This is a genomic window from Pseudomonas sp. GM84 (assembly GCF_000282535.1).
Classification (GTDB): domain Bacteria; phylum Pseudomonadota; class Gammaproteobacteria; order Pseudomonadales; family Pseudomonadaceae; genus Aquipseudomonas.
In genome coordinates, this window is the sequence record NZ_AKJC01000092.1 from 36,211 (window position 1) to 58,665 (window position 22,455).

The following is a 22,455-nucleotide window of genomic DNA, read 5'->3' on the forward strand; positions in this document are numbered from 1 at the left end:
CCTGCCATGCATCAATTGACCCTGGCCGAGATCGCCCGCGGACTCGCCGACAAGTCGTTTTCTTCCGAAGAGCTGACCGGCGCCCTGCTGGCGCGTATCAAGCAGCTCGACCCGCAACTCAACAGCTTCATCAGCGTCACCGAGGAGCTGGCCCTGGGCCAGGCCCGTGCCGCCGACGCCCGTCGCGCCGCTGGCGAGACCGGCACGCTGCTGGGTGCACCCATCGCCCACAAGGACCTGTTCTGCACCAACGGCGTACGCACCAGCTGCGGCTCGAAGATGCTCGACAACTTCAAGGCGCCGTATGACGCCACCGTGGTCGCCAAGCTGGCCGAAGCCGGCATGGTCACCCTGGGCAAGACCAACATGGACGAGTTCGCCATGGGCTCGGCCAACGAGTCCAGCCACTACGGCGCGGTGAAGAACCCGTGGAACCTGGAGCACGTGCCCGGCGGCTCGTCCGGCGGCTCTGCCGCGGCCGTGGCTGCGCGCCTGCTGCCGGTCACCACCGGCACCGACACCGGCGGCTCGATCCGCCAGCCGGCTGCCCTGACCAACCTCACCGGCCTGAAACCGACGTACGGTCGTGTTTCGCGCTGGGGCATGATCGCCTACGCCTCCAGTCTCGACCAGGGCGGCCCACTGGCCCGCACTGCCGAAGACTGCGCCCTGCTGCTGCAAGGCATGGCCGGCTTCGATGCCAAGGACTCCACCAGCATCGACGAACCGGTGCCGGACTACAGCGCCAACCTCAATGCCTCGCTGCAGGGCCTGCGCATCGGCCTGCCGAAGGAGTACTTCGGTGCCGGCCTCGACCCGCGCATCGCCGAACTGGTACAGGCCAGCGTCAAGGAGCTGGAAAAGCTCGGCGCGGTGGTCAAGGAAATCAGCCTGCCGAACATGCAGCACGCCATTCCGGCGTACTACGTGATCGCGCCCGCCGAAGCCTCGTCCAACCTGTCGCGCTTCGACGGCGTGCGCTTCGGCTACCGCTGCGAAGAGCCGAAAGACCTCACCGACCTGTACAAGCGCTCCCGTGGCGAAGGCTTCGGCGCCGAAGTGCAGCGACGCATCATGGTCGGCACCTACGCCCTGTCGGCTGGCTACTATGATGCCTACTACGTCAAGGCACAGCAGATTCGCCGCCTGATCAAGAACGACTTCATGGCCGCCTTCGAAGGCGTCGACCTGATCCTCGGCCCGACCACGCCGAACCCGGCCTGGAAGCTCGGCGCCAAGAGCAGCGACCCGGTCGCCGCCTACCTTGAAGACGTCTACACCATCACCGCCAACCTGGCGGGCCTGCCGGGCCTGTCGATGCCAGCCGGCTTCGTCGATGGCCTGCCGGTCGGCGTGCAGCTGCTGGCCCCGTACTTCCAGGAAGGCCGCCTGCTCAACGTCGCGCACCGTTACCAGCAAGTCACCGACTGGCACACCCGCGCCCCTAACGGCTTCTGAGGAATTCACACATGCAATGGGAAGTTGTGATCGGGCTGGAGATTCATACCCAGCTGGCCACCCAGTCGAAGATCTTCTCCGGCAGCGCCACCACCTTCGGTTCCGAGCCGAACACCCAGGCCAGCCTGGTTGACCTGGGGATGCCCGGCGTATTGCCGGTGCTGAACCAGGAAGCCGTGCGCATGGCCTGCATGTTCGGCCTGGCGATCGATGCCGAGATCGGCAAGCGCAACGTGTTCGCGCGCAAGAACTACTTCTACCCGGACCTGCCCAAGGGCTACCAGATCAGCCAGATGGACCTGCCGATCGTCGGCAAGGGCCACCTGGACATCGCCCTGGAAGACGGCACCATCAAGCGCATCGGCGTGACCCGTGCGCACCTGGAAGAAGACGCCGGCAAGAGCCTGCACGAAGACTTCAGCGGTTCCACCGGTATCGACCTGAACCGTGCCGGCACGCCGCTGCTGGAAATCGTCTCCGAACCGGACATGCGCAGCGCCAAGGAAGCCGTGGCCTACGTCAAGGCGATCCATGCCCTGGTGCGCTACCTGGGCATCTGTGACGGCAACATGGCCGAAGGCTCGCTGCGTTGCGACTGCAACGTCTCGATCCGGCCAAAAGGCCAGACCGAGTTCGGCACCCGCTGCGAGATCAAGAACGTCAACTCGTTCCGCTTCATCGAGCGCGCCATCAACAGCGAGATCCAGCGCCAGATCGACCTGATCGAGGACGGCGGCAAGGTCATTCAGGAAACCCGCCTGTACGACCCGAACAAGGACGAGACCCGCTCGATGCGCAGCAAGGAGGAAGCCAACGACTACCGTTACTTCCCCGACCCGGACCTGCTACCGGTGGTCATCGAGGACAGCTTCCTGGAGACCATCCGCGCCGGCTTGCCGGAGCTGCCGCCGCAGAAGGTCGAGCGCTTCCAGAGCCAGTACGGTCTGTCGGCCTACGACGCCAACGTGCTGGCCTCCAGCCGTGAACAGGCAGACTACTTCGAGCAGGTGGTGAAGATTGGCGGCGACGCCAAGCTGGCCGCCAACTGGGTCATGGTCGAGCTGGGCAGCTTGCTGAACAAGCTGGGCATCGAGATCGACCAGTCGCCGGTCAGCGCCGAGCAGCTCGGTGGCATGTTGCTGCGCATCCGCGACAACACCATCAGCGGCAAGATCGCCAAGACCGTATTCGAGGCCATGGCCGCCGGTGAAGGCGATGCCGACAGCATCATCGAAAGCAAAGGCCTGAAGCAGGTCACCGACACCGGTGCGATCGACAAGATGCTCGACGAGATGCTCGCCGCCAACGCCGAGCAGGTCGAACAGTACCGTGCGGCCGACGAGGCCAAGCGCGGCAAGATGTTCGGCTTCTTCGTCGGCCAGGCGATGAAGGCCTCCAAAGGCAAGGCCAACCCGGGGCAAGTGAACCAATTGCTCAAGGCCAAGCTCGAAGGGTGAGCTGAAAAGGCGGCGAGGGCTTTACCCTCGATCGCCGGCAAGCCAGCTCCCACAGGTAATGCGCCTGTGGGAGCCGGCTTGCCGGCGATGGGCCGCACAGCGGCCCCAACAGCAGCACCGGAGCATCCGACTTGCTAAAACGATCCCTCGCCTCGCTGGCCCTCTTTTCCCTCCTGGCCGGCTGCGCCAGCCATGACGTCGATCCCAGCGGTTACGACAAGACCGGCACCGCCTCGTATTACGGTTCTCGCCACCACGGCAAACGCACCGCCAGCGGCGAAGCCTTCAATCAGAACGGCCTCACCGCCGCCCACCGCTCCCTGCCCTTCGGCAGCCGGGTGCTGGTCACCAACCTCGCCAACAAACGCAGCGTGGTCGTCCGCATCAACGACCGCGGCCCCCACACCCGTGGCCGATTGATTGACCTGTCACGGGCTGCGGCAGAAAAAATCGGCATGGTCCGTAGCGGAACGGCGCGCGTCCGGGTACAAGGTCTGAGCGACTGACGCCACTGGAGCCCCGACCATTTTCGACCTGGCCACCCTCCCCACCTTCAGCCTCCTGCAACTGGGCACTGCCCTGCTGTTGCTGGTGGCCGGCGCCGAGCTGATGGTGCGCGCGGCCCTGCGCCTGGCCTTGCGCCTGCATGTGCGCCCACTGATCATCGGCCTTAGCCTGGTGGCGTTCGGCAGCACCGCACCGCAGCTGACCGTGAGCCTGCAGGCCGCCTACCAGGGCGCGCCCGACGTGGCCGTGGGCAGCGTGGTAGGCAGCAATATCTTCAATGTGCTGGTCATCCTTGGCCTGGCGGCCCTGATCATTCCCCTGCGGGTATCCCGCCAGCTGGTGCGCCTGGACATTCCGCTGATGATCCTCGCCAGCGGCCTGGTGTACGCGCTGGCCAGCAACGGCCACCTGGGCCGACTGGAAGGCCTGCTGATGCTGCTTGGTCTGGCGGGCTACCTGGCCATGCTCTGGCACCAGTCGCGCCACTATGCCCGCACTTATCCCGCACCGCGCCCGCTCGCCAGCAGTAACGCCCGCTTCTGGTCAGGCACCTTGCTGCAGGTGCTGTTCGGCCTCACCCTGCTGAGCCTGGCAGGTCATTTGCTGCTGGAGGCCGCCGTCGAGGTGGCGACCGACCTGGGCTTGTCCGAGCGCATCATCGGCCTGACCGTGGTGGCGGTGTGCACTTCCCTCCCCGAACTCGCCGCAGCACTGATCGCTGCGCTGCGTGGCGAGCGGGAAATTGCCGTGGGCACGGTCATCGGCAGCAACCTGTTCAACCTGTTGGCAGTACTGGGCATGACCGCGCTGATCACCCCCGAGCCGCTGACCATCTCACCCAACGCGCTGGATTTCGACCTGCCGGTGATGCTTGGCGTCGCCGTCCTGAGCCTGCCGGTGTTCTACTCCGGCTACCGGATCACCCGCGCCGAAGGGCTGGTGTTCCTGTGCCTGTACCTGGCCTACGGCCTGCACGTGGTGGCATTCACCACCGGCATGCCCCTGGCCGGCCGCCTGGAGCGGTTGATGCTGTTCTATGTCCTGCCAGTGCTCGGCGTGGTGTTGCTGTTCACCACGGTTCGCGCCTGGCGCCGCCAACACTAAGGAAAACAACATGGCTGAAAGCAAGACCGGCGAACAGATTCGCCGCCAGGTAATGGGGGATGCGTTCGTCGACCGCGCCCTGGGCAACGCCACCGACTTCACTCAACCGCTGCAGGACTTCGTCAACCAACACGCCTGGGGCAGTGTCTGGGCGCGTGACGGCCTGCCGCTGAAAACCCGCAGCCTGATTACCCTGGCTACGCTGACGGCGCTCAAGTGCCCGCAGGAGCTCAAGGGGCATGTGCGCGGGGCATTGAACAATGGCTGTACGGTGGAGGAGATTCGCGAGGCGCTGCTGCATTGCGCGGTGTATGCGGGGGTGCCGGCGATGAGGCCAGTGCAGGCTCAGCCCTTGGCCTGCCGGGCCTTCTTCAGGCGGAACGCCACATAAAGCACGGCAATCCACGCCGGAATCAGCATCACCGAAATGCGAATCGGCGGTGTCAGGTACATCACCACCAGAATCAGCACGATGAACGCCAGGCACAGGTAATTGGAGAACGGGTGCCACAAGCTGCGATAGAACGGCGTAATACCTGCCGCCAGCTTGGCCGTGCGGAACTTCAGGTGAGTGATGCTGATGCTCGCCCAGTTGATCACCAGCGCCGACACCGCCAACGCCATCAGCAGGCCGAACGCCTCACCCGGCATCAGGTAGTTGATCAGCACGCACATGCCCGTGGCGAATGCCGATACCCCCAGCGCGGTCAACGGCACACCGCTGCGGCTGACCTTGAGCAGCTGGCGCGGCGCATCGCCCTGGCTGGCCAGGCCGAACAGCATGCGGCTGTTGGCGTAGACGCAGCTGTTGTAGACCGACAGCGCGGCGGTCAGCACCACGATATTGAGGATGGTCGCCACCAGGTCGCTGTCCAGTTCGTGGAAGATCATCACGAACGGGCTGCCGCCCTGCACCACTTTCTGCCACGGGTACAGCGACAGCAGTACCGCCAGGGCACCGATGTAGAAGATCAGGATGCGGTACACCACCTGGTTGGTGGCCTTGGGAATGCTGTGGCGTGGGTTGTCCGCCTCGGCCGCGGTGATGCCCACCAACTCCAGGCCGCCAAAGGAGAACATGATCACCGCCAGGGCCATCACCAGTCCGGTGACGCCATTGGGGAAGAACCCGCCGTATTGCCACAGGTTGGCCACACTGGCATCCGGGCCACCGTGGCCACTGCCCAGCAACCAGGCACCGAAGCCGATCATGCTGACGATGGCCACCACCTTGACCAGGGCGAACCAGAACTCCATTTCGCCGTAGACCTTCACCTGGGTCAGGTTGATGAGGTTGATCACCACGAAGAAGATCGCCGCCGTCGCCCAGGTCGGGAACTCCGGCCACCAGTACTGCACATAGATGCCCACGGCGGTGAGTTCGGCCATGCCGACCAGCACGTATACCACCCAGTAGTTCCAGCCCGAAACGAAGCCTGCGAACTCGCTCCAGTACTGGTGGGCGAAGTGGCTGAAACTGCCGGCCACCGGCTCTTCGACCACCATTTCGCCAAGCTGGCGCATGATCAGGAAGGCCATCAGGCCGGCAATGGCGTAGCCCAGCAAAACGGAGGGACCGGCCAGCTGGATGGTCTGGGCGATGCCCAGGAACAACCCGGTGCCAATGGCCCCACCCAGCGCGATCAGCTGGATATGGCGGTTCTTCAGCCCGCGCTGCAAGCGCTCGGGCGTGCTCTGGTCTTGCATGAAGTGTCCTTTAGCTCAGTGAGGCAGTGTTTTTGTGTTGTTTGCAGTCAAGGATCTAGATCCATCCGCCCCACTGCAAGATGAAAATCCCAATATTGGTGGTGATCGCCGCCATTAGCGTAGTAATCACGATGATCGAAGCGGCCAGCTCGTGATTGCCGTTGGCGGCACGCGCCATGACATAGCTGGCCGCAGCCGTCGGGCTGCCGATGTACAGGAACAGGATACCCAACTCGGCCCCGCGAAAGCCGCAGAGCCAGGCACCCAAGGTACCGACCAGCGGCAGCCAGACCATCTTCACCAGGCTGGCATCGATGGCCAGCTTGCCGCAATCGCGCAGCGCCGCCAGCGACAGGGTGCCGCCAATGCAGATCAGCGCCAGGGGCAGGGTCATCTGCGCCAGGTAGTCGCCCGAGGTGAGCAACCAGTTGGGCAGCGGCACCTGGCCGTAGGCCATGGGCGTTGCCACCAGCACGCTGATGATCAGCGGGTTGCTGAGGATGCTCTTGCAGATGCTCCACGGGTCGGACTTGAGGTCGGGGCTGTACACCGCCAGCACCACGGCCGACAGCGAGTTGTACATGAGGATCACCAGGCCGGCGAGCACCGCGCCCAGCGAGATGCCGTAGTCGCCATACAGGCTGGCGGCCAGGGCCAGGCCGATCACGCCGTTGTTGCCGCGAAACGCCCCTTGGGTGTAGATGCCACGGTCGGCCACCGGACTGCGCCAGATGGCCATGCCCCAGGCCGCGGCGAAACCGACCAGGGTGGCGGCGATGAAATAGAGGAGGACGCCAGGTTTGACGGCGGTGGCCAGGTCGGCGTGGTAGATGCCGAGGAACAGCAGCGCCGGCATGCACACGTTGAACACCAGCTGCGAGGCGACCCGGTTGAAGTTGTCGTCGATCAGGTGGATGCGTTTGAGCAGCACGCCCATGAACAGCATGGCGAAGACGGGCGCCGTGATGTTCAGCGTCTGGATGAGAAGGGCGAGCATGCGCAAGCGATCCTGGGAGGGTTGCCGTTAGGCGGCTAATGATACGTCAACGGCTGCGAGTTGCGGGGATCAGGATGCGATAAAGGAAAGTGTCTGACAGTACCGGCCCTTTCGCGGGACAAGCCCGCTCCCACAGGTACAGCGTCGCTCGCCTGAACAGCGCTGTACCTGTGGGAGCGGGCTTGTCCCGCGAAGAAGCCGACGCCGATTCAGCGCCGAACCGGTCGCTTCTGCAGCTTGCGCTGCAAGGTGCGCCGGTGCATGCCCAGCGCCCGCGCAGTGGCGGAAATATTGCCCTCGTGCTCGTTCAGCACGCGCTGAATGTGCTCCCACTGCAGGCGGTCCACCGACATCGGGTTTTCCGGCACCAGGGAGTCCAGGTCGGTGTGCTCCGACAGCAACGCCGCCAGTACATCATCGGCGTCCGCCGGCTTGCACAGGTAGTTGCAGGCACCGCGCTTGACCGCTTCGACCGCGGTGGCAATGCTCGAATAACCGGTCAGGATCACCACGCGCATTTCCGGGTCCAGCTCCAGCAGCTTGGGCAGCAGCACAAGGCCCGAGTCGCCTTCCATCTTCAGGTCCAGCGTGGCGTAGTCCGGCAGGTCCTGCTGGGCCAGGATCAGCCCCTCCTCGGCGGAGCTCGCCGTGCTCACGCGGAAACCGCGACGGCTCATGGCCCGGGCCATGACCCGGGTGAAGGTGGCATCGTCATCCACCAGCAGCAGGTGCGGCAGCTCTTCGCTTTCGACCTGGTTTTCTTCGCTCATCATTCATCTCCTCGCTTGCCATGGGGCAGGCGCAATTCGGTCAGGGTGCCACCCTGTTCATGACTATAGAGTTTCACCGAACCGCCCGCACGGGTCACGCTGGCCTTGCTCAAGAACAGGCCCAGGCCGAAGCCTTTGCCCTTGGTGGTAATGAAGGGTTTGCCGATCGCTTCGGCAATGGCCGGCGGTACGCCCGGGCCATGGTCACGGATGCTGATGACGATGTCGTGGGCATCCCAGTCCAGCTGCACTTGCAGGTCATCGGGGCAGGCATCGGCGGCATTGTTCAGCAGGTTGAGCAGCGCCTGGGTCAAGTCGGGCGGCGGCGTCAGGCGCGGCACCTGGCCGTCGCGCAGGCGCTGGAAGCGGTAGCTGGCCTCCGGGCGCATCAGGTGCCAGCGGTCGAGCGACTCATCGAGCCAGGCGGTGACGTCCTGCTCGACCACCGCCAGGCGGCGATTGGCCTCGGCGGCGCGCACCAGCTGCTGCAGGGTTTCCTTGCACAGCTTGACCTGGTCCTGAAGGATCTGCAGGTCTTCCTGCAACAGCGGGTCTTTATGGTCCTGGCGCATTTCGTTGAGCAGCACGCTCATGGTCGCCAGCGGCGTCCCCAGCTCATGGGCAGCACCGGCGGCCTGGGTCGCCACGGCCAGCAGCTGTTCATCGCGCAGGCTTTCTTCGCGCCGCTCGGAACGCAATTGCTCCTGACGGCGCAACTCCTCGGCCATGCGCGCGGCGAAGAAGGTGATGACCGCAGCCGCCAGGGCGATGCTCAGCCACATGCCGTAGACCTGCATCTTGTCCCGCGCCATCGGCAGCCCTTCGAGCGGATAGAACTGCACCAGCAACAGGCTGTAGGCGGTCAGCGCGATGCCCGAGAGAATCAGCGAATACAGCCACGGCAAGGTCACCGCGGCAATCGCCAGCGGCACCAGGTAGTAGGACACGAACGGGTTGGTCGACCCGCCGGAGTAATAAAGCAAGGCACTGTGGATCAACAGATCGCAGGCCAGCTGCAGGGCGTATTCGAGTTCGGTGACCGGCAGCGACAGGCGCAGGCGCAGCGCCGTGAAGGCACACAGCAAGGACGACAGCGCCAGGGTTGCGGCCAGCGAGAGCCACGGCAGCGGCAGCAGTTCGGTCCAGTAGGCCACGCCCACGGAGCCAGCCTGAGCGGCGAGGACCAGAACGCGAATGACGGTCAGGCGCCAGAGATTCTGGCGTGTAGCGGAAAGCGGTTGTGCGGCGGCGAGCATGAGCTCTCCTGATGAGTGCTCCAGAAAAATCGGCTGGAGTATACCGAAGCCAGGCCCTTCACTGCAGTGATGCGGCAAACCGCCACACTTTGACACAGGTTCATGATGGCACTTTTGAACCCACTACACTGGATTCGGTCTGATCGGCCATGCGTGGAATGGATGGCCAGACCCCACGCCTTTTGATGCCAAGGAGTAACCCATGCAAATCCCACGTCGCAGCGCGGCTCTGATCCTGTCTTGCGGCATGCTCGCCAGCCTGCCCGCGCTGGCAGCCGATGAGCCACGCTTCAACCAGGTATCGCTGCGCGCCGAAGTCAGCAAGGAAGTGCCGCGCGACCTGATGGTCGTGACCCTGTACAGCGAAGCGCAGGACAGCGACCCCGGCAAGCTCGCCAAGCAGATCACCGAGACCATGAACAAGGCCGTGCAGCAGGCGCGCCAGGTCAAGGATGTGAAGATCAGCCAGGGCAGCCGCAACAGCTACCCGATCTATGACAGCAAGGGCCAGAAGATCACCGGCTGGCGCGAGCGCGCCGAGTTGCGCCTTGAAGCTGCCGACTTCCCGGCCTTGTCCCAGCTCACCGCCGAGCTGCTGCAGGACCTGAAAATGGGCGGCATGGACTTCTCCATTGCACCCGCCACGCGCAAGGCCAGCGAAGATGCGCTGCTCAAGGATGCGGTCGACGCTTTCAAGGCCCGTGCCCAGTTGGCCACCGAGGCCCTGGGTGGCAAAGGCTATAAAGTGGTCAGCCTGAACCTCAACAGCAGCGGCTATCCCCGTCCGTACCTGCGCAGTGCACCGATGGCGATGAAGGCCATGGGCGCCGATGAAGCGGCGCCTGCGCCGGATATCGAAGCGGGCACCAGCGAAGTCAGCATGAATGCCGATGGGCAGATCGAAGTGCTGATGCCTTAAGCGACGACAAGGGGCCCTGTGGGAGCGGGCTTGCCCCGCGAAGAAAGCGACGCGGTGAATGGCACCGGCGTTGCCGGTGTTCGCGGGGCAAGCCCGCTCCCACATGCACTCGCGCACAGCTGTTACAGACTTTTCCTACGCACTATTTAAGTGCGCCCTACAAAATCCCCCGCTTCGAAATATTCTGCAAAAAGCCATCATTTTGCCCGCGCAAACGTTCAACTTCATCGAAATTTATACGAATGCGACATCCATGTACGCTCGTACTACTTTTCTGACGCCAACTATCCTTCTGGTGGTTGCATTGGGAATATCCCCTGCATAAGTATCCGCAGGTCGGCTCACGAGGCCACCTCAAACCAAAAATGACAACAATGAGGCCACCATGCTCAAACACGCAGTCATTCCGTTCCTGCTCGGTGCAGGCTTGCTAGCCGGCGCACCGCTAGCCCATGCCGCATCCAACCTGGTGTTCTGCTCCGAAGGCAGCCCGGCGGGCTTCGACCCGGGGCAGTACACCACCGGAACCGACTTCGACGCCTCGGCCGAGACCGTGTTCAACCGCCTGACCCAGTTCGAACGGGGCGGCACCGCCGTCATCCCGGGCCTGGCGACCAAGTGGGACGTGTCCGACGACGGCAAGACCTACACCTTCCACCTGCGCGAAGGCGTGAAGTTCCACACCACCGACTACTTCAAGCCCAGCCGCGAATTCAACGCCGACGACGTGCTGTTCACCTTCGACCGCATGCTCGACAAGAACCACCCGTTCCGTAAGGCCTACCCCACCGAATTCCCCTACTTCACCGACATGGGCATGGACAAGAACATCGCCAAGGTGGAGAAGCTCGACGAGCACACGGTGAAGTTCACCCTCAACGAAGTGGACGCCGCGTTCATCCAGAACCTGGCGATGAGCTTCGCCTCGATCCAGTCGGCCGAGTACGCCGACCAGCTGCTCAAGGGCGGCAAGGCCGCCGACATCAACCAGAAGCCGATCGGCACCGGCCCATTCGTCTTCAGCAAGTACCAGAAGGACGCGCAGATCCGCTTCAAGGGCAACAAGGACTACTGGAAGCCCGAAGACGTGAAGATCGACAACCTGATCTTCGCCATCACCACCGATGCCTCGGTGCGCATGCAGAAGCTGAAGAAGAACGAGTGCCAGGTCACCCTGTTCCCGCGACCGGCCGACATCGAGCCGCTCAAGGCCGACAAGAACCTGCAGATGCCGCAGCAGGCCGGCTTCAACCTCGGCTACATCGCCTACAACGTGATGGACAAGATCAAGGGCAGCAACGAGCCCAACCCGATGGCCAAGCTGGAAGTGCGCCAGGCACTGGACATGGCCGTCGACAAGAAGAAGATCATCGAGTCGGTGTACCAGGGCGCCGGCCAGCTCGCCGTCAATGGCATGCCGCCGACCCAGTGGTCCTACGACGACAGCATCAAGGACGCCGCCTACGACCCGGAAAAGGCCAAGCAGCTGCTCCAGCAGGCCGGCATCAAGGAAGGCACCGAGATCACCCTGTGGGCCATGCCCGTGCAACGCCCGTACAACCCCAACGCCAAGCTGATGGCCGAGATGCTGCAATCGGACTGGGCCAAGATCGGCATCAAGGCCAAGATCGTCAGCTACGAGTGGGGCGAGTACATCAAGCGCTCCAAAGGCGGTGAACAGGGCGCCATGCTGATCGGCTGGAGCGGTGACAACGGTGACCCGGACAACTGGCTGGGCACCCTGTACGGTTGCGATGCCGTTGACGGCAACAACTTCTCCAAGTGGTGCTACAAGCCCTACGACGACCTGATCAAGCAGGCCAAGGCCACCTCCGACCAGGCCAAGCGCACCGAGCTGTACCAGAAGGCGCAGCACATCCTCAAAGAGCAGGTGCCGATCACCCCGATCGCCCACTCCACCGTGTACCAGCCCATGAGCACCAAGGTGAAGGACTTCAAGATCAGTCCGTTCGCATTGAACGCGTTCTACGGCGTCAGCGTGGACAAGTAGCACCGAGCCACCCTCACCCATTCCCGTAAACCACACCCACCCCGACGCTACCCGCGTCGGGGATGGGCCCCTGTTGCCGCCATTCGTACCCCGAGGCGGCGAAAACAGACGGAGAAGGACCTGCACATGCGCCACATCACACTGCTTTCCAGCCTGCTCGGCCTCGGCCTCATGGGCCAGGCCCCTGCCCTGCTGGCCAACAACCTGGTGTTCTGCTCCGAGGGCAGCCCGGCTGGCTTCGACACGGCCCAGTACACCAGCGCCACCGACAACGACGCAGCCGAACCGATCTACAACCGCCTGGTGGAATTCGAGCGCGGCGGCACCGCCGTGCACCCCGCGCTGGCAACCAAGTGGGAGGTGACCGACGACGGCCTGCGCTACACCTTCCACCTGCGCCAAGGCGTGAAGTTCCACGCCAGCAAAGCCTTCACTCCGAGCCGTGACTTCAACGCCGACGACGTGCTGTTCACCTTCAACCGCATGCTCGACAAAGCCCACCCGTTCCGTCAGGCCTACCCCGCCGAGTTTCCCTACTTCGTCAGCATGGGCCTGGACAAGAACATTGCCGCCGTCGAAAAGACCGACCCGCTGACCGTGGTGTTCACCCTCAACAAGGTCGACGCCGCCTTCGTGCAGAACCTGGCCATGAGTTTCGCCTCGATCCTGTCTGCCGAGTACGCCGAACAACTGCTGGCCAGCGGCCGGCCCAGCGATATCAACCAGCAACCGATTGGCACCGGTCCCTTCGTGTTCCAGCGCTACCAGAAGGACTCGCAGATCCGCTTCAAGGGCAACAAGGACTACTGGGCGCCCGACGAGGTGAAGATCGACAACCTGGTGTTCTCGATCAATACCGACCCTTCGGTACGCATCCAGAAGCTGCGCCGCAACGAGTGCCAGGTCACCCTGCACCCGCGTCCGGCCGACCTGCCGGCGCTGCGCGCCGACAGCAAGCTGCAGGTGCTGCAGCAACCGGGCTTCAACCTCGGCTACATCGCCTACAACACCCAGCACCCGCCGTTCGACCGCCTGGAGGTGCGCCAGGCCATGGACATGGCGGTGAACAAGCAGGCGATTCTGCAGGCGGTGTACCAGGACTCCGGGCAGTTGGCGGTCAATGCCATGCCGCCGACCCAGTGGTCCTACGACGACAGCCTCAAGGACGCCCCCTTCGACCCGGAAAAAGCCAAACAGCTGCTCGAACAAGCCGGGGTCAAGCCAGGCACTGAGGTCACCCTGTGGGCCATGCCCGTGCAGCGCCCCTACAACCCCAACGCCAAGCTGATGGCCGAGATGCTCCAGGCCGACTGGAACAAGCTTGGCTTCAAGGTGCGGATCGTCAGCTACGAGTGGGGCGAATACCTCAAGCGCATGAAAAGCGGCGAGCACGACATCGCGCTGATTGGCTGGACGGGTGACAACGGCGACCCGGACAACTGGCTGGGCACGCTCTACAACTGCGACGCCATTGGCAGCAACAACTACTCGCTGTGGTGCGACCCACAGTACGACAGCCTGGTCAAGCAGGCCAAGCAAGTCACCGACCCGGCCCAGCGCACCGCCCTGTACCAGCAGGCCCAGCAGCGCCTCAAGCAACAGGTGCCGATCACCCCGGTGGCGCATTCCACGGTGAACCAGCCGATCAGCGTCAAGGTGGCCGATTTCAAGGTGAGCCCCTTTGGCCGCAATGACTTTTCCGGTGTGAGTGTTGATTAGGTTCTGACCCGTTCCGGCCTCTTCGCGGGACAAGCCCGCTCCCACAGGTAATGCAGACACCTTGAGCGGGAGGAGTACCTGTGGGAGCGGGCTTGCCCCGCGAAGAGGCCAGCACAACCAACACACCTCCCCCGATTTGCCCGGCGATCCCGTGGCAACCCTGGCAACACCGCAGCAAACACCCGGCCCACAAGGCCAGGCAATAACTACAAAAACAGAAAGGGAGCTTTAACCTTGAGACTTTTCACTCTCACCGCACTGGCCTTGGCCATCAGCACCTATTGCGCCACGGCCCAGGCCGACACCCAAAGCCAGGACTACGTCCCGTTCAGCCTCAAAGCCGCCAGCGAGCAAGAACAGGCCAACGGCTTCATCGACGGCCAGAGCCTGTCCGGCAGCACCCGCAACTGGTACGCCCGCGAACGCGCCACCCGCGCGCCGCTGTGGAAGTACTACAAGAGCGACGGCACCCGCCACGACACCCACAGCCGCGACAACTGGGTGCAGGGCACCATCCTCAACTACAGCTCGGGCTTTACCCAGGGCACCGTGGGCTTTGCCGTGGAAGCCGCCGGCTACAACGCCATCGCCCTGGAACAAGGCCGCGCCGCCGTGGCCGGGCCGAACAACCGCACACTGACCCACAGCGACGGCGACCCCATCGGCCAGTGGAGCAAGATGGGCCTGGCCAACGTCAAGACGCGGGTATCCAACACCACCCTGACCGTGGGCCGCCAATCGGTGGACACACCGATGATCGCCTACATCGGCAACCGTGCCCTGCCGTCGAGCTTCCAGGGTGCGTTCCTGCACAGCGCCGAATTCGACAACCTGTCATTCGACCTGGGCACCTTCGACCGCGTCTCGCCGCGTACCGAACAAAGCCTGAGCAAGTTCCGCAGCGAATACAGCGCCACTGGCGTGGAAACCGACCGCGCCAGCACGACCGGGATCAACTACCAGCCGTTCAAGAGCCTGACCACCAGTCTCTATGCCAGCAAGGTCGACGACTTCTGGAACCAGTACTACTTCGGCGCCAATCACGTACTGGGCGACAGCGCGGTACTGAGCCTGAGCACCGGTCTGAACTACTACAAGACCGTGGACGAAGGCAGCAAGAAGATGGGCGAGATCGACAACGACACCTACAGCCTCTCGCTCGGCCTGACCCACCAGGCGCACACCCTCACGGCCTCGTGGCAGCAGGTCAACGGCAACGAATACTTCGACTACCTGCACGAAACCAATGGCATCTACCTGGCCAACTCGCTGCTGTCGGACTTCAACGGCCCCAACGAGAAATCCGTGCAGCTTTCCTATGTGCTGAACATGGCGCCCTACGGCGTGCCGGGCCTCAAGTTCAACCTGTACAACGCCCGTGGCTGGGGCATCGACGGCACCCACTACCGTGGCACGGCCTATGACGTGAACGGCCTCGATGGCGAGAACCACTACGAGTGGGGCATCGGCACCAGCTACGCGGTGCAGAGCGGGCCGCTGAAGGACACCAGCATCCGCGCCACCTACACCGCGCACCGCGCCAGCAAGGCCCAGGGCGATGGCAGCCTGGACGAACTGCGCATCGTCACCACCATTCCGTTCAACATCCTCTGACCGTTGACGCCACGGCCCGCTTCGAACCGGGCCGTGGCGGCTACGCTGGAATCAATGCATGCAGGGAGGTTCCATGACATCGCTAGCACTGCGCGCGGCCCTGGCCGCGATCATCCTGGGCACTGCCGGGCAACTGGCGGCCAAGCCTTTGGTGGTGTGCACCGAAGCCAGCCCGGAAGGCTTCGACGTGGTCCAGTACACGACCGCGGTCACCTTCGACGCCACGGCCGAGACGGTGTTCAACCGCCTGGTCGATTTCAGGCCGGGCACCACCGACATCCAGCCGGCCCTGGCCGAACGCTGGGACATCTCGCCTGACGGCCTGACCTACACCTTCCACCTGCGCCAAGGTGTGAAGTTCCACACCACCGACTACTTCACGCCAACCCGCGATTTCAACGCCGACGATGTGCTGTGGAGCCTGAACCGTCAGCTCGACCCGAACCACCCGTGGCACGCCAAGACCAGCGTCGGCTACCCGTATTTCGAGAGCATGGCCTTCAAGGACCTGCTCAAGTCGGTGGAAAAGACCGACGAGCACACCGTGGTCATCACCCTCACTCGCCCGGAAGCGCCCTTCCTGCGGGACATGGCCATGGGCTTCACCTCGATCTACTCCGCCGAATATGGCGACCAGCTGCTCAAGGCCGGCACCACTGGCGAGCTCAACAGCAAGCCGATCGGCACCGGTCCGTTCATCTTCCAGCGCTACAACAAGGACGCCCAGGTGCGCTACAAGCCCAACCCGGACTACTTCCGTGGCAAGCCGCCAAGCGATGCCCTGATCTTCGCCATCGCCACCGACAGCAACGTACGCCTGCAGAAACTGCGCGCCAACGAATGCCAGGTGGCGCTGTACCCCAAGCCGGACGACGTACCGTCGATGAAGGCCGACCCCAGGCTCAAGGTGGCCGAGATCGAAGCCCTGGTCACCGGCTATATCGCCATGAACACCGAGCACAAGTACCTGAGCGACGTGCGCGTGCGCAAGGCCATCAACATGGCCTTCGACCGTCAGACCCACGTCGACCAGCTGTTCGGCAAGGGCAACGCGCTGGTTGGCGTGAACCCGTATCCGCCGACCATGATCGGCTACAACAGCGACAACCAGAACCCGCCCCGCGACCTGGCCAAGGCGCGCGAACTGCTCAAGGAAGCTGGCGTGCCGGAAGGTACGGTGATCACCCTGTTCACCCGCAACGGCGGTGGCGCGACCAACCCCAACCCGCGCCTGTCCGCCGAAATGCTCCAGGCCGACCTGAAGCAGATCGGCCTGAAGCTGGATATCCGCGTGATGGAGTGGGCCGAGATGCTGCGCCGAGCCAAGAAAGGCGAGGCCGACCTGGTGTCCACCGGCTGGGCCGGCGACAACGGCGACCCGGACAACTTCCTCAGTCCCCTGCTCAGCTGCGATGCCGCCAAGACCGGCGAGAACTACGCCCGCTGGTGCAACTCGAAATTCCAGGAACTGATCACCCGCGCCCGCGAAGTGATCGACAACGACGAACGCGCAAGGCTCTATGCCGAGGCATTGAAGGTGTACGATGACGATCAGCCCTGGATCAGCATGGCCCATCCGAAGATGTTCACCGCCATGCGTGCAAACGTGGAGGGTTACGTGATCAACCCTCTGACCAACAACAACTTCGCCACCACCAAGGTGAAGTAGAACAACAACGATCGCCGGCAACCCACACGGGCACCGGCGGCACTGCCGTACAACGGCCGATGAGGTAACCCCGACAATGTTGAGTTTTATTGCCCGGCGCCTGGGCTTGCTGATTCCGACTTTCTTCGGCATCACCTTGCTGACCTTCGCGCTCATACGCCTGATCCCCGGCGACCCGGTGGAAGTGATGATGGGCGAGCGCAGGGTCGACCCCGAAATGCATGCCCAGGCCATGGAGCGCCTGGGCCTGAACAAGCCACTGCCGGTCCAGTACCTGGACTACGTCGGCAAGCTGGCCCAGGGTGACCTGGGCGAGTCCCTGCGCACCCGCGAGAGCGTGTGGACCGAGTTCCTCACGCTGTTCCCGGCCACCCTGGAGCTGTCGTTCGCGGCCTTGCTGTTCGCCGGTACCGTCGGCCTGCTGGCCGGGGTGATCGCCGCGCTCAAGCGCGGCTCGCTGTTCGACCACGGGGTCATGGGCATATCGCTGGCCGGCTATTCCATGCCGATCTTCTGGTGGGGCCTGATCCTGATCATGTTCTTCTCGGTCAGCCTCGGCTGGACGCCCGTCTCCGGGCGCATCGACCTGCTCTACGACATCGAGCCGAAAACCGGCTTCATGCTCATCGACACCTTGCTCAGCGACGAAGAAGGTGCGTTCAAGGATGCGGTGATGCACCTGATCCTGCCGGCCATCGTGCTGGGCACCATCCCCCTGGCGGTGATCGCCCGCATGACCCGCTCGTCGATGCTCGAAGTGCTGCGCGAGGACTACATCCGTACCGCGCGTGCCAAGGGCCTGTCGCCGGCCCGCGTGGTGTTCGTGCACGGCCTGCGCAACGCGCTGATCCCGGTGCTGACCGTGTTCGGCCTGCAGGTCGGCACCCTGCTTGCCGGGGCCGTGCTCACCGAAACCATCTTTTCCTGGCCGGGCGTCGGCAAGTGGCTGATCGAAGCCATCGGTGCCCGTGACTACCCCGTGGTCCAGAACGGCATCCTGTTGATCGCCTGCCTGGTGATCCTGGTCAACTTCGTCGTGGATATCCTCTACGGCCTGGCCAACCCACGCATCCGTCATCAGCGCTGAGGCCCTCGTCATGACTAGCCCGATTCCGAAATCCGTCACACCGGCCAGCCCGGTGGACCAGAGCCTGCTCTACCCTTCGCCGTACAAAGAGTTCTGGCATGCCTTCTCGCGCAACAAGGGCGCGGTGATGGGCCTGGCCTTCATGTGCCTGGTGGTGTTCTGCGCACTGTTTGCGCCGTGGGTCGCCCCGCACGACCCGAGCGAGCAGTACCGCGACTTCCTGCTCACGCCACCGGTGTGGCTCGAAGGCGGTACCTGGCAATTCATCCTCGGCACCGACGAGCTGGGCCGCGACCTGCTCTCGCGGTTGATCCAGGGTGCCCGACTGTCCTTGCTGATCGGCCTGTCGTCGGTGGTGATGTCGCTGATTCCCGGCATCCTGCTGGGCCTTCTGGCCGGCTTCTTCCCGCACCTTCTCGGCCCGTCGATCATGCGCCTGATGGACGTGATGCTGGCCCTGCCGTCGCTGCTGCTGGCAGTGGCAATCGTCGCCATCCTCGGCCCAGGCCTGATCAACACGGTGATCGCCATCGCCATCGTCTCCTTGCCTTCCTACGTGCGCCTGACCCGCGCCGCAGTGATGGGTGAACTCAACCGCGACTACGTCACCGCCGCGCGCCTGGCCGGTGCCGGCCTGCCGCGGCTGATGTTCGTCACCGTGCTGCCCAACTGCATGGCACCTTTGATCGTGCAGGCCACCTTGAGTTTCTCCTCGGCCATCCTCGACGCCGCTGCGCTGGGCTTCCTAGGCCTGGGCGTGCAACCGCCGACCCCGGAATGGGGCACCATGCTGGCGTCGGCGCGTGACTACATCGAGCGCGCCTGGTGGGTGGTGAGCCTGCCCGGCCTGACGATTCTGCTCAGTGTCCTGGCAATCAACCTGATGGGCGACGGCCTGCGCGATGCGCTGGACCCGAAACTCAAGAACGCCGCCTGAGGAGAGCGCCATGTCACTGTTGCAGATCAACAACCTGAACGTGCGCTTCGGCGACGCCAATGCCGTGCCTGTGGTGGACGGCCTGGACCTGGCGGTGGACGCCGGCGAGATCCTGGCCATCGTCGGCGAGTCCGGCTCGGGCAAGTCGGTGACCATGATGGCCCTGATGGGCCTGATCGACGCCCCTGGGCGAATCACCGCCGATACCCTCAGCTTCGACGGCACCGACATGCTCAAGCTCAGCGGTCGCCAGCGGCGCAAGGTGGTGGGCAAGGACATCGCCATGGTCTTCCAGGACCCGATGACCGCGCTCAACCCCAGCTACACCGTGGGTTTCCAGATCGAGGAGGTACTGCGCCAGCACCTGGGCCTGAAGGGCAAGGCCGCTCGCCAGCGCGCCCTGGAGCTGCTGAAAAAAGTCGAAATCCCGGCCGCCGAAAGCCGCCTGGACGCTTACCCGCACCAGCTGTCGGGCGGCATGAGCCAGCGCGTGGCGATCGCCATGGCGATTGCCGGCGAACCCAAGCTGCTGATCGCTGACGAACCGACCACGGCGCTCGATGTAACCATCCAGGCGCAGATCATGGAGCTGCTGGTGAACCTGCAGAAAGAGCGCAACATGGCGCTCATCCTGATCACCCACGACCTGGCCGTGGTCGCCGAAACGGCCAGGCGCGTGTGCGTGATGTATGCCGGGCAAGCCGTGGAAGTGGGCCAGGTGCCGGAGCTGTTCGACGTCCCGGCCCACCCCTACAGCGAAGCGCTGCTGGCGGCGATCCCCGAGCACAGCATCGGTGCCGAACGCCTGGCCACCCTGCCCGGCATCGTCCCCGGCCGCTACGACCGCCCCGACGGCTGCCTGCTGTCGCCGCGCTGCCCGTATGTGCAGGACAACTGCCGGCGCCAGCGCCCGCCCCTCGATCCCCAGGCCCATAGCCTGGTGCGTTGTTTCTACCCGCTGAACCAGGAGGTGGCGTGATGGCCGTGGTTCTTTGTGCCCGGGAGCTGACCCGGCATTACGAGGTTTCACGTGGGCTGTTCAAGGGCCACGCCCTGGTACGCGCGCTCAATGGCGTGTCGTTCGAGCTGGAGGCCGGCAAGACCCTGGCCGTGGTCGGTGAGTCCGGCTGCGGCAAGTCGACCCTGGCGCGCGCCCTGACCCTGATCGAAGAGCCTTCCTCGGGGTCGCTGCAAATCGCCGGCACCGAGGTCAAGGGCGCCAGCAAGGTCGAGCGCAAGCAGCTGCGCCGCGATGTGCAGATGGTGTTCCAGAGCCCCTACGCCTCGCTCAACCCCCGGCAGAAGATCGGCGACCAGTTGGCCGAGCCGCTGTTGATCAATACCTCGCTGAGCAAGGCCGAACGGCGCGAGAAAGTGCAGAAGATGATGGAGCAGGTGGGCCTGCGCCCCGAGCACTACCAGCGTTATCCGCACATGTTCTCCGGTGGCCAGCGCCAGCGTATCGCCCTGGCTCGGGCGATGATGCTGCAACCGAAGGTGCTGGTGGCCGACGAGCCGACTTCGGCCTTGGACGTGTCGATCCAGGCGCAGGTGCTGAACCTGTTCATGGACCTGCAGAAAGAGTTCAACACGGCGTATGTGTTCATCTCCCACAACCTGGCGGTGGTGCGCCATGTGGCGGACCAGGTGCTGGTGATGTACCTGGGACGGCCGGCGGAGATGGGGCCGAAGGAGGATATCTACGAGAAGCCGCTGCACCCGTATACCCAGGCGCTGTTGTCGGCCACGCCGGCGATTCACCCGGACCCGCTGAAGCCGAAGATTCGCATTGCCGGGGAGTTGCCCAATCCGCTGAATCCGCCAGATGGGTGCGCGTTTCACAAGCGCTGCCCGTATGCGACGGAGCGGTGTGCCAAGGAGGTGCCGGCGTTTCGACAGGTGGGCACTCGGCAAGTCGCCTGCCATTATGCCGAGCAGTTTCTCTAGATCGATGTAGCCTTCATCGCCGGCAAGCCGGCTCCCACAGGGATCGCCACAGGCCTCAAGCCTTGTGCAATACCTGTGGGAGCCGGCTTGCCGGCGATGGGCCGCAAAGCGGCCCTTGACTCAATGCATGAATATCGCGATCAGGATGATCACCGGAATCGGCACCCCAAGCATCCACAGCAGTAATGAGCGCATGACGTTTCTCCTTCCTCAACGTTGAACAGTACGACGCGCGGTGTAATCCACCCCTTCCCCTTCCAGCCACAGCACACGGTCACGCTGACGGCCACCGAACAACGCGGCCACGCTGGCAAAGAACGCCCCGCACAACAGCGCAACGAAGGTCCACAGTGCGGTCCATGCCGCCACTTTGGCTGCGGTATCGGCCGCTTGCTGTGCCTGCACTTTGGCTTGCTGCACTTGAGCGAATACCTGGTCCACCCGTGCCTCGGCTTCGGGCTGGCTCATCCCAGTACGTTGCGCCACCAGTTGTGCCAGGTAGGTGCGGTCACCCTCGGCGAGCGTTCCTTGGGCGATGGACCTGGCGATGATGCGCGCCGCAACACCGTTGGCGGCGTCATCACTCACCGGCGCGGAGGCGTCGCCACGGAACAGGCTGTCAACGAAATAGGCGTTAGGGTCAGGCTTGGGCGCCATGCTGGCGGCAGCCCCTACGGCGCTCGCCCCGGCCTGCACACCGGCACTGGCAAGGCCACCGGCGGTACTGACGATCAGCATGGCCGCCACCAGCGTTGCCACCGCCCAGGCGAGGAAACCGTGTGCCGTATCGCGGAAATACACTTCGTCTCCATGCAGGTTGGCCCATTTCACCCGCAGCCGACCGGCAATGTAGCCACCCAGGCCGGAAGCCAGGATCTGGGTCAACAGCAACCAGACGATCGTTGAAATGCCCAACGCCTTGGCGCTGGCACCTTCATTGGCCCAAGGGGAGGTCGCGGCAAAGCCAAGACCTGCACCGAGCACCACCAGGATCAGGGAAAGGGACGCCGCAGCAGCGGCACCGGCAAAGATGGCCGCCCAGGACACGCCTGAGCGTGACTGAGCATCGGCATAGGGGTAGTCGGCAGAGGGGATCATGGGATTTTCGCCTTTGTTGTGAGCAACAGGACCAGTCGCACCATGACCGCTGCAGAGGCTGTGCCAAATGTGTCAAAAAATGACTTCCAACAAATTCAAGGTGTTAGCTTGACTCGTGATTTTTGCATCGTGCAAAAATCCCGGATTGCGGATAATGCCTCAGGGTTTATGCAATGCGTGCTGGCCTCTTCGCGGGGC

The 22,455-nt window shown here is 63.9% G+C and carries 19 protein-coding genes; 14 read left to right on the forward strand and 5 right to left on the reverse strand.

Going from position 1 to position 22,455, the window contains the following annotated elements; translation table 11 throughout:
• Positions 1 to 6 precede the first annotated feature (6 nt).
• The 5 genes from gatA to PMI38_RS07875 all read left to right on the forward strand — a co-directional run bounded on the left by gatA (position 7) and on the right by PMI38_RS07875 (position 4,917).
• Positions 7 to 1,458, forward strand: a complete 1,452-nt coding sequence (gene gatA / locus PMI38_RS07855; protein WP_008092517.1) for an Asp-tRNA(Asn)/Glu-tRNA(Gln) amidotransferase subunit GatA — start codon at positions 7 to 9, stop codon at positions 1,456 to 1,458.
• An 11-nt stretch (positions 1,459 to 1,469) separates the two neighbouring features.
• Positions 1,470 to 2,915, forward strand: coding sequence for an Asp-tRNA(Asn)/Glu-tRNA(Gln) amidotransferase subunit GatB (gene gatB, locus PMI38_RS07860; protein WP_008092518.1), 1,446 nt, complete (start codon positions 1,470 to 1,472; stop codon positions 2,913 to 2,915).
• Positions 2,916 to 3,046: 131 nt separating this feature from the next.
• Positions 3,047 to 3,421 (forward strand): septal ring lytic transglycosylase RlpA family protein, encoded by a 375-nt coding sequence (locus PMI38_RS07865; protein WP_008092519.1) that lies wholly within the window; start codon positions 3,047 to 3,049, stop codon positions 3,419 to 3,421.
• Between the two features lie 61 nt (positions 3,422 to 3,482).
• Positions 3,483 to 4,526: a calcium/sodium antiporter gene (locus tag PMI38_RS07870; protein WP_050548577.1), complete on the forward strand. Its 1,044-nt coding sequence runs from the start codon at positions 3,483 to 3,485 to the stop codon at positions 4,524 to 4,526.
• Between the two features lie 10 nt (positions 4,527 to 4,536).
• Positions 4,537 to 4,917: a carboxymuconolactone decarboxylase family protein gene (locus tag PMI38_RS07875; RefSeq protein ID WP_008092523.1), complete on the forward strand. Its 381-nt coding sequence runs from the start codon at positions 4,537 to 4,539 to the stop codon at positions 4,915 to 4,917.
• On the opposite strand, the gene PMI38_RS07880 is transcribed toward PMI38_RS07875, so the two are convergent.
• The 4 genes from PMI38_RS07880 to PMI38_RS07895 all read right to left on the reverse strand — a co-directional run bounded on the left by PMI38_RS07880 (position 4,872) and on the right by PMI38_RS07895 (position 9,256).
• Positions 4,872 to 6,233 (reverse strand): amino acid permease, encoded by a 1,362-nt coding sequence (locus PMI38_RS07880; protein ID WP_008092525.1) that lies wholly within the window; start codon positions 6,231 to 6,233, stop codon positions 4,872 to 4,874. The two genes, PMI38_RS07875 and PMI38_RS07880, sit on opposite strands and share 46 nt — an antisense overlap.
• Before the next feature lie 55 nt (positions 6,234 to 6,288).
• Positions 6,289 to 7,230, reverse strand: a complete 942-nt coding sequence (locus PMI38_RS07885; RefSeq protein WP_008092527.1) for an AEC family transporter — start codon at positions 7,228 to 7,230, stop codon at positions 6,289 to 6,291.
• Between the two features lie 209 nt (positions 7,231 to 7,439).
• Positions 7,440 to 8,000 (reverse strand): response regulator transcription factor, encoded by a 561-nt coding sequence (locus PMI38_RS07890; protein WP_008092529.1) that lies wholly within the window; start codon positions 7,998 to 8,000, stop codon positions 7,440 to 7,442.
• A complete protein-coding gene (locus PMI38_RS07895) occupies positions 8,000 to 9,256 on the reverse strand; it encodes an ATP-binding protein (protein ID WP_008092531.1) in 1,257 nt (418 codons plus the stop codon). Before PMI38_RS07895 ends, PMI38_RS07890 begins: the two co-directional genes overlap by 1 nt.
• Positions 9,257 to 9,458: 202 nt before the next feature.
• On the opposite strand from PMI38_RS07895, the gene PMI38_RS07900 reads away from it, so the two are divergent.
• From PMI38_RS07900 to PMI38_RS07940, 9 genes are all read left to right on the forward strand, one after another.
• Positions 9,459 to 10,175, forward strand: a complete 717-nt coding sequence (locus tag PMI38_RS07900; RefSeq protein WP_008092533.1) for an SIMPL domain-containing protein — start codon at positions 9,459 to 9,461, stop codon at positions 10,173 to 10,175.
• 385 nt (positions 10,176 to 10,560) lie between these two features.
• Positions 10,561 to 12,186, forward strand: coding sequence for an ABC transporter substrate-binding protein (locus PMI38_RS07905; protein WP_008092535.1), 1,626 nt, complete (start codon positions 10,561 to 10,563; stop codon positions 12,184 to 12,186).
• Between the two features lie 126 nt (positions 12,187 to 12,312).
• Positions 12,313 to 13,905 carry an ABC transporter substrate-binding protein gene (locus tag PMI38_RS07910; RefSeq protein WP_008092537.1) on the forward strand — a complete coding sequence of 531 codons (1,593 nt, stop codon included), beginning with the start codon at positions 12,313 to 12,315 and terminating at the stop codon, positions 13,903 to 13,905.
• A gap of 234 nt (positions 13,906 to 14,139) precedes the next feature.
• Entirely contained in the window at positions 14,140 to 15,519 is a 1,380-nt protein-coding gene (locus PMI38_RS07915) for an OprD family porin (protein WP_008092538.1), read from the forward strand.
• Positions 15,520 to 15,592: 73 nt separating this feature from the next.
• Positions 15,593 to 17,188 carry an ABC transporter substrate-binding protein gene (locus tag PMI38_RS07920; protein WP_008092540.1) on the forward strand — a complete coding sequence of 532 codons (1,596 nt, stop codon included), beginning with the start codon at positions 15,593 to 15,595 and terminating at the stop codon, positions 17,186 to 17,188.
• Positions 17,189 to 17,264: 76 nt separating this feature from the next.
• The gene (locus PMI38_RS07925) at positions 17,265 to 18,275 is read left to right on the forward strand and encodes an ABC transporter permease subunit (protein ID WP_008092542.1); all 1,011 of its coding nucleotides are present in this window, start codon (positions 17,265 to 17,267) and stop codon (positions 18,273 to 18,275) included.
• Positions 18,276 to 18,285: 10 nt separating this feature from the next.
• Positions 18,286 to 19,212 carry an ABC transporter permease subunit gene (locus PMI38_RS07930; RefSeq protein ID WP_008092544.1) on the forward strand — a complete coding sequence of 309 codons (927 nt, stop codon included), beginning with the start codon at positions 18,286 to 18,288 and terminating at the stop codon, positions 19,210 to 19,212.
• Between the two features lie 10 nt (positions 19,213 to 19,222).
• A complete protein-coding gene (locus PMI38_RS07935) occupies positions 19,223 to 20,191 on the forward strand; it encodes an ABC transporter ATP-binding protein (protein WP_008092546.1) in 969 nt (322 codons plus the stop codon).
• Complete coding sequence (locus PMI38_RS07940) at positions 20,191 to 21,159, forward strand: peptide ABC transporter ATP-binding protein (RefSeq protein ID WP_008092548.1); 969 nt, start codon at positions 20,191 to 20,193, stop codon at positions 21,157 to 21,159. Before PMI38_RS07935 ends, PMI38_RS07940 begins: the two co-directional genes overlap by 1 nt.
• A 210-nt stretch (positions 21,160 to 21,369) precedes the next feature.
• Here the strand turns inward: PMI38_RS07940 and PMI38_RS07945 are convergent, their stop codons facing one another.
• Positions 21,370 to 22,257: a hypothetical protein gene (locus PMI38_RS07945; protein ID WP_008092549.1), complete on the reverse strand. Its 888-nt coding sequence runs from the start codon at positions 22,255 to 22,257 to the stop codon at positions 21,370 to 21,372.
• Positions 22,258 to 22,455: the final 198 nt, after the last annotated feature.

Excerpts from the sequence above, each read along its gene's own strand:
- gatA (WP_008092517.1), top strand. The coding sequence starts at position 7 with ATGCATCAATTGACCCTGGCCGAGATCGCCCGCGGACTCGCCGACAAG.
- gatB (WP_008092518.1), top strand. The coding sequence starts at position 1,470 with ATGCAATGGGAAGTTGTGATCGGGCTGGAGATTCATACCCAGCTGGCC.
- PMI38_RS07875 (WP_008092523.1), top strand. The coding sequence starts at position 4,537 with ATGGCTGAAAGCAAGACCGGCGAACAGATTCGCCGCCAGGTAATGGGG.
- PMI38_RS07880 (WP_008092525.1), bottom strand. The coding sequence starts at position 6,233 with ATGCAAGACCAGAGCACGCCCGAGCGCTTGCAGCGCGGGCTGAAGAAC.
- PMI38_RS07885 (WP_008092527.1), bottom strand. The coding sequence starts at position 7,230 with ATGCTCGCCCTTCTCATCCAGACGCTGAACATCACGGCGCCCGTCTTC.
- PMI38_RS07890 (WP_008092529.1), bottom strand. The coding sequence starts at position 8,000 with ATGAGCGAAGAAAACCAGGTCGAAAGCGAAGAGCTGCCGCACCTGCTG.
- PMI38_RS07895 (WP_008092531.1), bottom strand. The coding sequence starts at position 9,256 with ATGCTCGCCGCCGCACAACCGCTTTCCGCTACACGCCAGAATCTCTGG.
- PMI38_RS07900 (WP_008092533.1), top strand. The coding sequence starts at position 9,459 with ATGCAAATCCCACGTCGCAGCGCGGCTCTGATCCTGTCTTGCGGCATG.
- PMI38_RS07905 (WP_008092535.1), top strand. The coding sequence starts at position 10,561 with ATGCTCAAACACGCAGTCATTCCGTTCCTGCTCGGTGCAGGCTTGCTA.
- PMI38_RS07910 (WP_008092537.1), top strand. The coding sequence starts at position 12,313 with ATGCGCCACATCACACTGCTTTCCAGCCTGCTCGGCCTCGGCCTCATG.
- PMI38_RS07920 (WP_008092540.1), top strand. The coding sequence starts at position 15,593 with ATGACATCGCTAGCACTGCGCGCGGCCCTGGCCGCGATCATCCTGGGC.
- PMI38_RS07925 (WP_008092542.1), top strand. The coding sequence starts at position 17,265 with ATGTTGAGTTTTATTGCCCGGCGCCTGGGCTTGCTGATTCCGACTTTC.
- PMI38_RS07930 (WP_008092544.1), top strand. The coding sequence starts at position 18,286 with ATGACTAGCCCGATTCCGAAATCCGTCACACCGGCCAGCCCGGTGGAC.
- PMI38_RS07935 (WP_008092546.1), top strand. The coding sequence starts at position 19,223 with ATGTCACTGTTGCAGATCAACAACCTGAACGTGCGCTTCGGCGACGCC.
- PMI38_RS07940 (WP_008092548.1), top strand. The coding sequence starts at position 20,191 with ATGGCCGTGGTTCTTTGTGCCCGGGAGCTGACCCGGCATTACGAGGTT.
- PMI38_RS07945 (WP_008092549.1), bottom strand. The coding sequence starts at position 22,257 with ATGATCCCCTCTGCCGACTACCCCTATGCCGATGCTCAGTCACGCTCA.